This window comes from Streptomyces sp. NPDC046859 (genome assembly GCF_040645135.1).
Taxonomy (GTDB): Bacteria; Actinomycetota; Actinomycetes; order Streptomycetales; family Streptomycetaceae; genus Streptomyces.
This window is the reverse complement of sequence record NZ_JBEYXR010000002.1, coordinates 221882-235349: the sequence shown is the minus strand read 5'-3', so window position 1 is coordinate 235349 and position 13468 is coordinate 221882. Positions and strand designations below refer to the sequence as shown.

The following is a 13468-nucleotide window of genomic DNA, read 5'->3' as shown; positions in this document are numbered from 1 at the left end:
GGGTCAGCCCCGCAGCACCGCTCCGGTCCGCTCGCCCGCGAGAGCCACCGCGGCGTCCCGCGCGGCCGACGCCTCGTCGACCGTCAGCGTCCGGTCCCGCGCGCGGAACCGCAGGGCGTACGCCAGCGACTTCTTGCCGGCGCCGAGCTGGTCCTCGTTCTCGTACACGTCGAACAGCCGGATGTCCTCCAGCAGTTCACCCGCTCCCTCGCGCAGCGCGGCCTCGACCTCGGCGGCCGGGACCGTCTTGTCGACGACGAGGGCGACGTCCTGCGTGGCGACGGGGAACGTCGAGATGCTCGGCGCCTGGGGCGTGTTGTCGCCGACCTGCTCCAGCGCGTCCAGGTCCAGCTCCATCGCGCAGGTGCGCGCGGGCAGACCCAGGGCCTTCAGGACCCGCGGGTGCAGCTCACCGGCGTGACCGATGACCCGCTCCGCCCCGTCCACGGTGATCGACAGGACGGCGCAGCGGCCCGGGTGCCACGGCCCGTACTGTCCGGCGCGGACCGTCAGCGCGGCGCGCACCTCACGGGCGACGAGCCGCGCGGCCTCGACGGCGTCGGCCCACACGGCGGGACGCCCGGCGCCCCACCAGCCGGCCTGCTCGCGGGCACCGGCGAGAACGGCGGCCACATGCCGTGGCTGCTCGGGCAGCACGGCGTCCAGCGCGGCCAGTTCCTCGTCGGTCGGGCGCCGGTCCACGGGCAGATGCGCGGCGGCGGCCTGCCCGTCGCGCGGATGGAAGACCAGGCCGGTCTCGAACAGCGCGAGGTCGTGCATGCCGCGTCCGTCGTTGCGCCGCAGCGCGGCGAGCAGACCCGGCAGCAGCGACGTGCGCAGCGCGGGCTCCTCGTCGTTGAGCGGGTTGACCAGCTTGACGGCACGGCGGGCCGGGTCGTCGGCGTCCAGGCCGAGCTGGTCGAAGATCTGCTCGCTGACGAACGGGTAGTTCGGTGTCTCGACGTAACCGGCGCCCGCCAGCGCGCGGCCGACCCGGCGGTGCAGCCGCTGGCGGGCCGTCAGACCGCGGCCGGACGGCGGCTTCGGCAGCGTGGAGGGCAGGTTCTCGTAGCCCTCCAGCCGGATGACCTCCTCGGCGAGGTCGTTCGGCTCCAGCAGGTCGGGCCGCCAGGACGGCACGGTGACGAGCAGCTCGTCCTGCCCGTACACGTCGCAGCCGATCTGCTGCAGCCGGCGCACGACGGTCTCCCGGCCGTACTCGACGCCCGCGACCTTGTCGGGGTGGTCGGCGGGGACCGAGATGGTGTGCGGCGCCGACGGCGTGGCGATCTCGGTGACACCGGCCTCGGCGGTGCCGCCCGCGAGCAGCACCAGCAGGTCGACGGTGCGCTGCGCGGCCGCCGCGGCGGCGGCCGGGTCGACGCCGCGCTCGAAGCGCCGGGACGCCTCGGAGGACAGCTTGTGCCGGCGGGCCGTCCGCGCGATCGACACCTGGTCGAAGTGGGCGGCCTCGATCACGACGTCCGAGGTGGCGTTCTCGACGTCCTCGTGGTCGGCGATCTCGGTGTTGGCGCCGCCCATCACGCCAGCGAGGCCGATGGGGCCGCGCTCGTCGGTGATGACCAGGTCCTCGGAGTGCAGCGTGCGCTCCACGCCGTCGAGGGTGACGAGCGTCTCCCCCTCCTCGGCCCGGCGAACGCCGATGGTGCCCTGGACGCGGCTGCGGTCGTAGGCGTGCAGCGGCTGGCCGAGTTCCATCATCACGTAGTTGGTGATGTCGACGGCGAGCGAGATCGGGCGCATGCCGACCTTCTGCAGCCGGCGCTGGAGCCAGATCGGCGAGCGCGCCTCGGGGCTCAGACCGCTCACGGTGCGGGCGGTGAAGCGGTCGCAGCCGAGCGGGTCCGAGACCTGCACCGGGTAGCCGAAGGCGTTCGGGCCGGGCACGTCGAGCAGCGCCGGGTCGCGCAGCGGCAGGCCGTAGGCGATGGCGGTCTCGCGGGCGACGCCGCGGATGGACAGGCAGTCGCCGCGGTTGGCGGTGACGGCGATGTCCAGGACCTCGTCGACCAGTTCGAGCAGCTCGATGGCGTCCCTGCCGACCTCGGTCTCCGGGGGCAGCACGATGATGCCCTTGGAGCCGTCGTCGCCCATGCCCAGCTCGTCGCTGGAGCAGATCATGCCGTGCGAGACCTTGCCGTAGGTCTCACGGGCGCTGATGGAGAAGCCGCCGGGCAGGGTGGCGCCGGGCAGGACCACGACGACCTTGTCGCCGACGGCGAAGTTCCGGGCGCCGCAGACGATCTCCTGGGGCTCACCGGTGCCGTTGGCCTGGCCGACGTCGACGGTGCAGAAGCGGATCGGCTTCTTGAAGCCCTCCAGCTCCTCGATGGTCAGCACCTGGCCGACGACCAGCGGGCCCTTGAGGTCGGCGCCGAGCTGTTCGACGGTCTCGACCTCCAGGCCGGCCGAAATGAGCTTGGCCTGCACGTCGCGGCCGGTCTCGGTGGCCGGCAGGTCGACGTACTCCCGCAGCCAAGAAAGCGGGACCCGCATCAGATCTCCATCCCGAACGGCCGGGTGAACCGGACGTCACCCTCGACCATGTCTCGCATGTCCTCAACGTTGTGGCGGAACATCAGCATCCGCTCGATGCCGAACCCGAAGGCGAAGCCGCTGTACCTCTCCGGGTCGACGCCGCAGGCGGTCAGCACCCGCGGGTTGACCATGCCGCAGCCGCCGAGCTCGATCCAGCCCTCGGAGGAACAGGTACGGCAGGGCCGGTCGGGGTTGCCCACGGACGCGCCCTTGCAGACGTAGCAGAGCATGTCCATCTCGGCGCTCGGCTCGGTGAAGGGGAAGAAGTTCGGCCGCAGCCGGGTCTTCATGCCCTCGCCGAACAGCGACTGGACCATGTGGTCCAGGGTGCCCTTGAGGTCCGACATCGTCAGGCCCTCGTCCACGGCGAGCAGCTCGACCTGGTGGAAGACCGGGGTGTGCGTGGCGTCCAGCTCGTCGGTGCGGTACACGCGGCCGGGGCAGATCACGTACACCGGCGGCTCGCGGTCGAGCAGGGAGCGGATCTGCACCGGCGAGGTGTGGGTGCGCAGCACCACACCGGAGTCGGCGCCGCCGTCGGGGCCCTGCACGAAGAACGTGTCGGCCTCGCCGCGGGCCGGGTGGTCCGGGCCGATGTTCAGGGCGTCGAAGTTGAACCACTCGGCCTCGACCTCGGGGCCCTCGGCGACCTCGTAGCCCATGGCCACGAAGATGTCCTCGATGCGCTCCGACAGGGTGGTGAGCGGGTGGCGGGCGCCGGGCGGCACGCGGTCGAAAGGCAGCGTGACGTCCACGGCCTCCTCGACCAGCACGCGCTGGTCGCGCTCGGCCTCCAGCTCGGCCTGGCGGGCGGCGAGCGCCTTGTTCACGGCGCCGCGGGCCTGGCCCACGCGCTTGCCGGCGTCGGCCTTGGCGTGCGGGGGCAGGGCGCCGATCTCGCGGTTGGCGAGGGCCAGCGGGGAGGCGCCGCCGGCGTGGGCGGTCTTGGCCTCCTGGAGCGCGTCGAGGGAGTCCGCGGCGGCGAAGGCGGCGAGCGCCTCGTCCCGCATGCGCTCGATCTCTTCTGGTTTCAGTGCCTCGACCTCGACAGGGTCGTACGACTTGTTCGGTGCCGACATCTCTTCCCGTGCTTCCGGTTGGCTGGCGGATGGCCCCGTACCGACTCGCGGACATCTCGTCTCGGTCATGGGGACACAAAGGTGCCAAAGGCCGAGTCTAACGGGGTTGAGGTGAGCGAATGCGCCCGTGGGGCCGGTCCGGCTCTCAGGTGAGATACGCCGGTGCCGCCACGGGCAACGTAAATCGGAACCGCGCGCCGCCCCCGGGGGCGCGCCCGACCGTGATGGTGCCGCCGTGGGCCTCGACGATGCCCTTGACGATGTAGAGCCCGAGGCCGGTGCCGCCGCGCTTGCTGCCCCGCCAGAAGCGGGTGAAGACGCGGTTCATGGACTCCTCCGGGATGCCGGGGCCTTCGTCGCTCACGGTGACCGACGTGCCGGTGTCCTCTCCCTCGCGGGGGGACGGCGAGGCCGTGACGTCAATGGTGACCGTTCCGTCGCCGTGCCGCACGGCATTTTCGATGAGGTTGCTGAGCACCTGGTCGATCTTGTCGGGGTCGGCCCACAGGGCGGGCAGCGGCTGCTCGACGCGCAGCAGGAACCGGTCGGCGGGCTGCCCGGCGGCGACGTACGCCTGGATGTGCCGTCCGACGGCCGCGCCGATGTCGACGGGCTGGCGGCGCACCTCGAGGCGGCCGCTGTCGATCCGGGAGATGTCGAGCAGTTCGGCGATGAGCCGGGTGACCCGGTCGGCGTCGGCGTCGACGGTCTCCAGCATCAGCCGCTTCTGGTCGTCGGTGAAGCGTTCCCACTTGGCGAGCAGGGTCGCGGTGAAGCCCTTGACGGAGGTGAGCGGCGAGCGCAGCTCGTGCGCGACGGTCGCGATCAGCTCGGCGTGGCTGCGCTCGGTCCGGCGGCGGGCCTCGGTGTCGCGCAGCGAGACGACGACGCGGCGGACGGGGCCGGCCGGCTCGGCGCGGACGTAACGGACCGCGACCAGCACCTCGCGGCCGCCGGGCAGCAGCAGGTTGCGCTCGGGCTGGCGGCTGCGGATGGCGAGGCCGCCGTAGGGGTCGGTCAGCTGCCACCAGCGCCGGCCTTCCAGGTCCTCCAGCGGCAGCGCCGTCTCCAGGCGCTGTCCGAGGGCGGTGGCGGCCGGGACGGCGGTGATGCGTTCGGCGGCGGCGTTGAAGCAGATCACGTGCCCGTGCTCGTCGGCGACGACGAGGCCGTCGGGCAGGTCGTCGGGGTCGATGCCGAGCCCGGCGGTGGCCTCGGCAGGCGGCCGCACCTGTCGTGCCCCCGGTGCGCTGCTCGTGCCGACACTCATCCCCGTACCCCACCTCTCACAACGGCTGAGGGGCCCCCGAGCTGGTCACCCTACTAGCTTCCGGTGACAGAGCGGCACCCTCCGGAGGCGCGCTGTGCACGGGCCGACGCGTAGAGACATACGGCTGCGGCGGTGGCGAGGTTCAGGCTCTCGGCCTTTCCGTGGATGGGGACGCGCACGACGGCGTCCGCCAGCGCGCGGGTCTCCCCCGGGAGCCCCCATGCCTCGTTGCCGAACACCCAGGCGGTGGGGCCGCCCATGGTGCCCTCGTCGAGCTCGGCGTCGAGGTCGTGGTCGCCCGCGCCGTCGGCGGCGAGGACCCGCACCCCGGCGTCCTTCAAACCGGCGACGGCCCGCTCCACGGGTACGCCGACGGCGACCGGCAGATGGAACAGGGATCCGACGGAGGCCCGTACGGCCTTGGGGTTGTAGAGGTCGACGGAGGCGTCGGTGAGCACGACGGCCTCGGCGCCCGCGGCGTCGGCGCAGCGCAGCACGGTCCCGGCGTTGCCGGGGTCGCGGACATGGGCGAGGACGGCGACCAGCTTGGGCCGGGCGGCGAGGATCTCCTCGAAGGGGGTGTCGACGAACCGGCAGACGCCGACGAGCCCCTGGGGCGTCACCGTGGTGGAGATGTCGGCGATCACCTGCTCGTCGGCCAGGTGCACCCGGGCGCCGGCGGTCCGTGCCTCGCCGATGATGTCGGCGTACCGCTCGGCCGCCTCGACGGTGGCGAACAGCTCGACGAGGGTGTCGCCGCACGCGGCGGCCTCCCGCACGGCCTGCGGCCCCTCGGCCAGGAACAGCCGCTCCTTGCCCCGGAAGTTCCGCTTCGCCAGGCGCCGGGCGGCGAGCACTCGCTGCGAACGGGGGGAGATCAGCTCGGGGGCGGGGGGCGCCATGGGTTCCATCACCTTCTGCGGGGTCTCGACGCGGGGTGCGACGGGGTCGCGGACAGCTCGACGCGGGGTGCGACGGGGTCGCGGAGAGCCGGGCGGGCAATCGAAGGACCCGCAGGCTCGCAGCCTGCGGGTCCTTCGGCGTCAGCTCAGAGCCGGCGCGGTGTCACGCCGCCTTCGGGGCGTTGACGTCGCTCGGGAGCGCCTTCTGGGCGACCTCGACGAGCGCGGCGAACGCGTTGGCGTCGTTGACGGCCAGTTCGGCCAGGATCTTGCGGTCGACCTCGACGTTCGCGGCCTTCAGACCCTGGATGAAGCGGTTGTAAGTGATGCCGTTCGCGCGGGCAGCGGCGTTGATGCGCTGGATCCACAGCTGGCGGAAGTCACCCTTGCGCTTCTTGCGGTCGTTGTAGTTGTAGACCAGCGAGTGGGTGACCTGCTCCTTGGCCTTGCGGTACAGGCGCGAACGCTGACCGCGGTAGCCGGAGGCCTGCTCGAGGATCGCCCGGCGCTTCTTGTGGGCGTTGACTGCCCGCTTGACGCGTGCCACTTGTTTAACTCCTTGTAGCGGGGCCGCGGTTGGACTCACACGGCCCGGAATCGATGGGGTCCCGGTCCAGACGTGGGGCGCTCACGCGGAGCGCCGCGTACGTCACTTGCCGAGAAGCTTCTTGATCTTCTTGGCGTCGCCCGGGGCCATCTCGGCGTTGCCGGTGAGGCGACGCGTCACACGGGACGACTTGTGCTCGAGCAGGTGGCGCTTGCCGGCGCGCTCACGGAGCACCTTGCCGGAGCCGGTGACCTTGAAGCGCTTGCTGGCACCGCTGTGCGTCTTGTTCTTCGGCATAGCGCCGTTCTCTCCTCGTGGGTGGCGCTCCGGTGCCCGGTCGTGAAACCGGGCACGGTGGAGCGTCGCTCGTTTGTCGGTTATGTCCTGGGGACGGTGTCCCCCGGGATCACGCCTCGGCGGAGGCCTCGGCAGGAGTCTCGGACTCCGCCGCGTCCTCGGTGTCCGCGGCGTTCTCGGTGTCCGCGGCGTTCTGCGACTTGCCGGGGTTGGCCTTCGCTTCTGCCTTGCGGGCTTCCTGCGCCTGGCGGGCCTCGGCCATCGCCTCGGTCTTCTTCTTGTGCGGACCGAGAACCATGATCATGTTTCGGCCGTCCTGCTTCGGGTTCGACTCGACGAAACCGAGGTCCTGGACGTCCTCCGCGAGACGCTGCAGCAGTCGGTAGCCCAGCTCGGGCCGGGACTGCTCGCGACCACGGAACATGATCGTGATCTTGACCTTGTCGCCCTGCTTGAGGAACCGGACGACGTGACCCTTCTTGGTGTCATAGTCGTGCGGGTCGATCTTCGGCCGGAGCTTCATCTCCTTGATGACCGTGTGCGCCTGGTTCTTGCGCGCCTCACGGGCCTTCATGGCCGACTCGTACTTGAACTTCCCGTAGTCCATGAGCTTGCACACGGGCGGACGGGCGTTCGCCGCGACCTCGACCAGGTCCAGGTCGTACTCCTGCGCAAGCTCCAGTGCCTTGGCCAGCGGGACAATGCCCACCTGCTCGCCACTGGGACCGACAAGTCGCACCTCGGGAACGCGAATCCGGTCGTTGATGCGGGGCTCGGCGCTGATGGATCCTCCTCGGTTAGCACCACACGGCGGTCTGGCGGACCGTCGCGTATGTCTCTTCTAGACAGACCCAACCGCTCGGAGGCACTAAAAATGCCCCGGACGATCACAGGCGGGGCTCCAAAGCACTTCCGGAGCACCGCCGCGATGCCGCGGGGCGCGATTCGGGCGGCTCCATCGTCCGTACGGAACGATGGTGGCCGCCTGACCGGGGGTGACCCGCCGTCCCGGGGGACGGTCAGGTGGGAGATCGGAGCCTCCACTTGTGGGCTGGTTACATGAGTCTCCAGCCGGTCATTACACAAGGTTAGCATCAACCCGGGGGCGGCGCTAACCGGCCCGCACCGGGGCCTATCGTGTGGGGCATGAGTGACACCTCCCCCTCGGACCGCCCCGAGACCTCCGGCCCCACCGACTTCGACGCCATGACCCGCGACATCGCCGAGGTGCCGGCGGTCGAGGTGATCGTGACGGTCGCGGTCAACCTGATGAGCGCGGCCGCCGTGAAGCTCGGTCTGACCGAGGAGGGCGACAAGTACAAGGACCTCGACGAGGCCCGCAAGCTGATCCACGCCCTCGCCGGCCTGCTGGACGCGAGCACCACCGAGATCAGCTCCTTCCACGCCGCCCCGCTGCGCGACGGCCTGAAGTCGCTGCAGCTCGCCTTCCGCGAGGCCTCCGTCGTCCCCGACGAGCCGGGCCAGGGACCGGGCGAGAAGTACACCGGTCCGGTCTACGGCTGAGCCGTACCGTTTCTGTTCATCCGCGTACGTACAGGGGCTCGCCCGGCGGCGTGGTCCCGGCCGGCAGCAGTGCCAGGTCGAGGCCGCGCACCAGGCGGGCCCTCAGTGTCTCGTCGGCGGCCAGCCGCTCGGCGACCGAGCGGGCCGCCTCCGCGGGCTCGGCCGCGTCGATCACGAGGGCCAGGGTGCCGTCGGCGCGGCCCGGCCCGAGGTGGGCGCGCAGGACGGTGGGCTCCGCGGCGACGACGGCCCGTACGGCGTCCCGCACGGCCGGGTCGGCGAGCGGGTCCGTGCTCGTCCGTCCCTCGGCCAGCGCCAGCAGGGAGCGCCCGGTCAGCTCGTAGGGCACCGGTCCGGCCAGGTCCAGGACGATCGTGTCCGCCTTCTCGTGCGCGGCGGCCTCCAGGGCCGAGCTCAGCGGGACCGCGACCGGGCGGGCGGCCGGGTCCCAGCGGGCGAGGGACTCCGTGGAGGTGAACGCGGGCAGCGCGGTGCGGTTCCCGGCCTTCAGGGTCGGGACGGCCATGTCGCTGGTCTTCTCCCGGCGCAGACCGTTCTCGTCCTCCTCGACCTCGCCGAGCACGGCCACGACCGGGACGAGCAGCCGGGCCTTTCCGAGCGCCCGCAGGACGGGGCCCTCGGCGGAGCGGTCCTCGGCCCAGGCGGCGAGCGCGGCGCTCAGCGCGGGGTCGGCGGAGCCGTCGTCGTCGGAGAAGGGGGAGTCGGGAATGTTCTTGTTCGCCACGGTCACCGACCCTATCGGGGGGATCCTGCTGCGCTTGTGCGGGTCCGGAAACCCAGGCGTGACGCAGGGGGCGGCGGTGCCCGTTTTTCTGACACGGCTCTAACCTGCGGCTAACGGCGCGCTCAGCTGGGGCGCCCACGATCGCGGCCATGGAGTCCTCCCCACCCCGCCGTGCCCGCCCGCTGCTGTGCGGCGCCCTCGCCGCCGTCGTCGTCCTCGCCGGCACGGTCCACGGGTCGTCCCGGGCGCACCGGGCGGCCGGGACCGTATCGTCGTCGTCCGCGGCGGCGTCCGGGTCCGCCTCGCCGCCGGCGGGTGAGGAGGCTGCGGTGGAGCGTGTGGCACGGCCGACGGTGGACCGCGACGCGCTGCTCGCGCGCGCCCTGCGGGCGGTCGCCGTCCCGGACGGGGCCCGGCTGTCGGTCGGGGTGCTGGACCTGGCGTCCGGGGAGAGCGCCACGTACGGGACGGGCGCCTTCGACACGGCGAGCGTCGTCAAGGTGGACATCCTGTGCGCGCTGCTGCTGCGCGCCCAGGACGAGGGCCGGGGGCTGACGGCGGCGGAGCGGGCGGACGCTGCCGCGATGATCGGGCACAGCGACAACGCCTCCGCGTCCCGGCTGTGGCGGGCGATCGGCGGGGCTGCCGGGCTCGACGCCGCGAACGAGCGGTTCGGCCTCACGGGGACCGACGGCGGCGACGGCATGCTGTGGGGGCTGACCCGCACCACGGCCGCCGACCGGCTCCGGCTGCTGCGGCAGGTGTTCGGGGAGGACTCGGAGCTGGGCGCGGCGTCGCGGGCGTATGTGCGCACGCTGATGGGCCGGATCGCCGAGGGGCAGCGCTGGGGTGTGTCGGCGGCGGCCGACGGCTCCGGGTGGGCGCTGAAGAACGGCTGGCTGCCGCGTACGGCCACCGGGCTGTGGGACGTCAACAGCGTCGGGCGGGTGGCGGCCGGGGGCCGTGAGCGGCTGGTGGCCGTGCTGTCGGACCGTCATACGACTCTGGCGCGGGGGATCTCCGTGGTGGAGGCGGCGGTGGCCGCGGTGTCGGTGTTCTCCGGGGATGACGGGTCCGCGGACTGAGCGCTACGGCCGCAGGCCGAAGCGGCCGCGCCGCCCGCGCCAGACCGCGACGGCCGCGCCGAGGAGGACGACTCCGGTGCCGCCCGCGAGCCAGGCCGTCCAACCCGCCGGCCCGTCGTCGGAGGTGGCGGCGTCGGGGCCGGCGCCGAAGTACTCCTCGCTGTGCGCCACCGGCTTCAACTGCCGCGGCTTCATCCGGGCCGCCTTCGCGAGGGCCGCGGCCGGGTCGACGAAGCCGTAGCCGCGGGAGTCGTCGCGGCCCGAGGCGGGGGCGTTGCGGGCCGTGTCCTCCAGGAGCTTCTTGACCTGGGCCGGGGTCAGTGAAGGGTGGGCGGCCTTGATCAGGGCGACCGCCCCGGAGACGAAGGCGGCCGCCGCGCTCGTGCCCCAGCCCTCGTAGTACTTGCGGTCGGGGTCGGCGATGACGACCTTGTCGCCGGGTGCGCTGACGGTGGCGTACCAGCGGCGGGTGGAGAAGGAGGCGCGGGTGCCGTAGCGGTCGACGGCGGTCGCGGCGATGACGCCCGGGTAGGCGGCCGGGTAGGAGATGTGGTCGCCCTTCTCGCCGCCGTTGCCCGCCGAGGCGACGACGACGGCGCCCTTGCCGAGCGCGTACTGGACGGCCTCGTCCTCGCCGGCCTCGGGGTGAGCGGACTTGGAGTCGTCGCCGAGCGAGAGGTTGATGACGTCGGCGCCGTGGTCGGCGGCCCAGCGGATGCCCTCGGCGAGGGCGTTGCCACGGGTGTTGCGGGCCTCGGCGCGGGAGGGGTCGCCGTCCTCGAGGATGACCCGCACGGGGAGGATCTTGGCTTCGGGGGCGAGGCCCATGACGCCGTCGCCGTTGCCCTCGCCGTGTCCGTGACCGGCGATGATGCCGGCCATCGCGGTGCCGTGCCGGGCCCAGGCGCGGTCGCCGCGCTCGGCACCGAAGCCGACCATGTCCTTGCCGGTGAGGACGTTGCCCGCGAGGTCGGGGTGGTCGTTCTCGACGCCGGTGTCGAGGACGGCGACGGTGACGCCGGCGCCCTTGGTGGTGCGCCAGGCCTCCTGGGTGTGCATGGCCTCCAGGGCCCACTGCTGGGCCCGTATGGAGTCGGCGTGCGCGGTGGTGGCGGGCAGGACGGCCAGGCAGGCGCCGAGCAGGGTCGCGAGGGGGGCGGTGCGCCGGGTCAGGAAGGTCTTCACAGCTCTGGTCACGGCGGTGGGCGCCGGTTCGTTCAGGGGGGCGGTCACGACGACGGCTCCGCGGAGGGGCCGACGTCCCTGCGCAGGGTGCGCTCGACGCGGTCGGCGAGGCCCCGCGCCTCGTGGCCGAGTCCGGCCTGGGCCACGGCGGAGGTGGCGCCGGCGCGCATGGCCTCCTCGGCGGGCTCGGGCCGGGCGACGACGCGGTCGTCGGCCCAGCCGGAGACGGCGTAGACGACCACGGGCGCGTCGGTGAGGACGGAGACGGTCCAGGCGGCCCGCTGCGCGTCGCCGAAGCCGGCGGCCAGGGTGCCCTGGGGGGCGTAGGGCCGCGGGACCAGGTCGGCGCGCCGGTCGAGGCCGTCCCGGGTGAAGCGGGTGTCGAGCGAGCGCATGGTCGCCGGGTCGGCGTTGGTGAACAGCAGGCCGACGGTGGTGACGTGGCTCTGGGTGGCGTCGATGTAGGTGGCGCGCAGCAGGCGCCGGCAGCCGGCCGGGGCGAGGGCCTTGCGCAGCAGCGGGTCGAAGGCGTTCGCGCAGCCGGTGTCGGGGGCTACGGCGATCCGCGTCCAGGTCCGGTCCGCGCCGCCGGGACCGGCGCCCTTGCCGTCCACGGTCGGCGGGAACAGCCGGTCGACGGGGATGCTGTGCCACAGGCTCCCGGCCGCGGCGAAGGTGCCCTGGGCTCCGTCGTCGCCGGGCTCGCCGACCAGCCAGCTTCCCGTCAGGGCGCCGCCGATGAGCCCGAGGCCCAGGACGACGCAGGCGGCGGCCAGGGCGGTCCGGGGCCGGATCCGCAGGCCGAGGGGGCGCGGCCGGGCCCGCTCGTCGTACCCCTCGGGCTCCCCGAACGACACGACGGGCCGTCCGGGGGGCGGAGGCGTCGGCGCGGTCCAGGAGAGGGAGGGGTCGGGCGCGGAGACTCCGGGGGCGTGCCCGGTGGACGGGTTCCGCGGCGGCACGGGGGGCGCGCCGAACACGCCGGGCGCCGGCCGGGTGGGCGTGCCGGTGCCTCCGGCGGCCGCCGACGGCTCGCTGGGGACGGGCCGGAGCCGGAACGTGGTCTCGGCGGACGTCTCGGCGGGGGCACCGCCCCGGCGCGGCTGCGGGGCCCGCTCGGGCTGCCGTGGCGCCGGAGGGCGGGGGGCGGCCCGTTCGGGGGCTTCCCCGGGCGCGCGGCTGGCCGGACGGGCGGCCGTGCCCGGGTATCCGCCCGCCGCAGCGCCGTCCCGGCGCTCGCTCTCGGCAGGCATCGGAGTACCCGTGCCGGAGCGGGAGGCGGCCGAGTGGGCCGAGGACTGCGGAGGCACCCCCTCATACCCGGCGGCCGACGAGGCATCCCGACGGGCGGCCTCGGCAGGCATCGGCGTACCGGTGCCCGGCCCGGAGGCGGCCGGATGGGCCGAGGACTGCGGAGGCACGCCCTCATACCCGGCGGCCGACGAGGCGTCGCGGCGGGCTGCCGTGCCCGGGTATCCGCCTGCCGCAGTGCCGTCCCGGCGCTCGCTGTCGGCGGGCATCGGAGTACCCGTGCCGGAGCGGGAGGCGGCCGAGTGGGCCGAGGACTGCGGAGGCACCCCCTGGTACCCGGCGGCCGACGAGGCATCCCGACGGGCGGCCTCGGCGGGCATCGGCGTACCGGTGCCAGGGCGGGAGGCGGCCGGGTGGGCCGAGGACTGCGGGGCCACGCCCTCGTACCCGGCGGCCGACGAGGCGCCCCGGCCGGCGGCCTCGGCAGGCATCGGCGTACCCGTGCCCGGCCGGGAGGCGGCCGGGTGGACCGAGGACTGCGGGGGCACGCCCTCGTACCCGGCGGCCGACGAGGCATCCCGGCCGGCGACCGTGCCCGGGTACCCGCCCACCGCAGCGCCGTCCCGGCGCTCGCCCTCGGCAGGCATCGGAGTACCCGTGCCCGGCCGGGAGGTGGCCGGGGGCTGCTGGGGGACGCTCTCGTGCCGGGCGGACCGAGGGGCCGTCGTCGGAGGTGCGGACTCGCGGCCCGCCGTCGGAGGGGTGTCCGGGAAGCGGGCCGAGGCGCGGGGCGGAGGCGGGGTGCTGTCGCCGGGCGGCGGGGAAGGGACCGAGGAGTCGTCCGACGGGGCCGGGGGCTCCGTGGGGCGGGGCGGTGCCGTCGGAGGGGGCGGGGCGGCCGGGGGCGGCGGCGTGGCGGGACGCGGCGGGATGGGGGCGCGGCGCGCTTCCGTGCTCATGCACCCCCCGTTTCCTCGTGTCCGGGCCCGTCCTCGTCCACGGGCCGTCGTCCCCGGTGCCGGTC

Annotated in this window: 12 protein-coding genes; 2 read left to right on the top strand and 10 right to left on the bottom strand. The window is 73.9% G+C overall.

All coding sequences use genetic code 11. The features are described from left to right. Positions 1 to 3: 3 nt before the first annotated feature. From pheT to infC, 7 genes are all read right to left on the bottom strand, one after another. Complete coding sequence (pheT, locus tag ABZ899_RS03445) at positions 4 to 2517, bottom strand: phenylalanine--tRNA ligase subunit beta (protein WP_361340083.1); 2514 nt, start codon at positions 2515 to 2517, stop codon at positions 4 to 6. Then, positions 2517 to 3638 carry a phenylalanine--tRNA ligase subunit alpha gene (gene pheS / locus ABZ899_RS03440; RefSeq protein WP_361340081.1) on the bottom strand — a complete coding sequence of 374 codons (1122 nt, stop codon included), beginning with the start codon at positions 3636 to 3638 and terminating at the stop codon, positions 2517 to 2519. Before pheS ends, pheT begins: the two co-directional genes overlap by 1 nt. A gap of 145 nt (positions 3639 to 3783) precedes the next feature. Next, the gene (locus ABZ899_RS03435; protein WP_361340079.1) at positions 3784 to 4908 is read right to left on the bottom strand and encodes an ATP-binding protein; all 1125 of its coding nucleotides are present in this window, start codon (positions 4906 to 4908) and stop codon (positions 3784 to 3786) included. Between the two features lie 53 nt (positions 4909 to 4961). Beyond that, positions 4962 to 5810 carry an RNA methyltransferase gene (locus ABZ899_RS03430; RefSeq protein ID WP_361340076.1) on the bottom strand — a complete coding sequence of 283 codons (849 nt, stop codon included), beginning with the start codon at positions 5808 to 5810 and terminating at the stop codon, positions 4962 to 4964. Between the two features lie 163 nt (positions 5811 to 5973). Then, positions 5974 to 6357, bottom strand: coding sequence for a 50S ribosomal protein L20 (rplT, locus tag ABZ899_RS03425; RefSeq protein WP_006141703.1), 384 nt, complete (start codon positions 6355 to 6357; stop codon positions 5974 to 5976). 102 nt (positions 6358 to 6459) lie between these two features. Next, positions 6460 to 6654, bottom strand: coding sequence for a 50S ribosomal protein L35 (gene rpmI, locus ABZ899_RS03420; protein ID WP_055574739.1), 195 nt, complete (start codon positions 6652 to 6654; stop codon positions 6460 to 6462). Positions 6655 to 6763: 109 nt separating this feature from the next. Next, a complete protein-coding gene (gene infC, locus ABZ899_RS03415) occupies positions 6764 to 7438 on the bottom strand; it encodes a translation initiation factor IF-3 (protein WP_361340562.1) in 675 nt (224 codons plus the stop codon). A gap of 362 nt (positions 7439 to 7800) precedes the next feature. Between infC and ABZ899_RS03410 the strand changes: the two genes are divergently transcribed. Then, entirely contained in the window at positions 7801 to 8178 is a 378-nt protein-coding gene (locus ABZ899_RS03410) for a DUF1844 domain-containing protein (protein WP_361340073.1), read from the top strand. A gap of 16 nt (positions 8179 to 8194) precedes the next feature. Here the strand turns inward: ABZ899_RS03410 and ABZ899_RS03405 are convergent, their stop codons facing one another. After that, entirely contained in the window at positions 8195 to 8923 is a 729-nt protein-coding gene (locus tag ABZ899_RS03405) for an SseB family protein (RefSeq protein ID WP_361340070.1), read from the bottom strand. Between the two features lie 149 nt (positions 8924 to 9072). Here ABZ899_RS03405 and ABZ899_RS03400 point away from each other — a divergent pair, with 149 nt between their 5' ends. Further along, the gene (locus tag ABZ899_RS03400; RefSeq protein WP_361340067.1) at positions 9073 to 10008 is read left to right on the top strand and encodes a hypothetical protein; all 936 of its coding nucleotides are present in this window, start codon (positions 9073 to 9075) and stop codon (positions 10006 to 10008) included. Positions 10009 to 10011: 3 nt separating this feature from the next. Here the strand turns inward: ABZ899_RS03400 and mycP are convergent, their stop codons facing one another. Together mycP and ABZ899_RS03390 are read right to left on the bottom strand one after the other, a co-directional pair. Then, positions 10012 to 11181, bottom strand: a complete 1170-nt coding sequence (mycP, locus tag ABZ899_RS03395; RefSeq protein ID WP_361340559.1) for a type VII secretion-associated serine protease mycosin — start codon at positions 11179 to 11181, stop codon at positions 10012 to 10014. Between the two features lie 56 nt (positions 11182 to 11237). Next, positions 11238 to 13091 (bottom strand): hypothetical protein, encoded by a 1854-nt coding sequence (locus tag ABZ899_RS03390; protein WP_361340064.1) that lies wholly within the window; start codon positions 13089 to 13091, stop codon positions 11238 to 11240. Positions 13092 to 13468 lie beyond the last annotated feature (377 nt).

Coding starts and splice junctions, on each gene's coding strand:
- pheS (WP_361340081.1), bottom strand. CDS start 3,638: ATGTCGGCACCGAACAAGTCGTACGACCCTGTCGAGGTCGAGGCACTG.
- ABZ899_RS03435 (WP_361340079.1), bottom strand. CDS start 4,908: ATGAGTGTCGGCACGAGCAGCGCACCGGGGGCACGACAGGTGCGGCCG.
- rpmI (WP_055574739.1), bottom strand. CDS start 6,654: ATGCCGAAGAACAAGACGCACAGCGGTGCCAGCAAGCGCTTCAAGGTC.
- ABZ899_RS03410 (WP_361340073.1), top strand. CDS start 7,801: ATGAGTGACACCTCCCCCTCGGACCGCCCCGAGACCTCCGGCCCCACC.
- ABZ899_RS03430 (WP_361340076.1), bottom strand. CDS start 5,810: ATGGCGCCCCCCGCCCCCGAGCTGATCTCCCCCCGTTCGCAGCGAGTG.
- ABZ899_RS03400 (WP_361340067.1), top strand. CDS start 9,073: ATGGAGTCCTCCCCACCCCGCCGTGCCCGCCCGCTGCTGTGCGGCGCC.
- pheT (WP_361340083.1), bottom strand. CDS start 2,517: ATGCGGGTCCCGCTTTCTTGGCTGCGGGAGTACGTCGACCTGCCGGCC.
- ABZ899_RS03390 (WP_361340064.1), bottom strand. CDS start 13,091: ATGCCTGCCGAGGGCGAGCGCCGGGACGGCGCTGCGGTGGGCGGGTAC.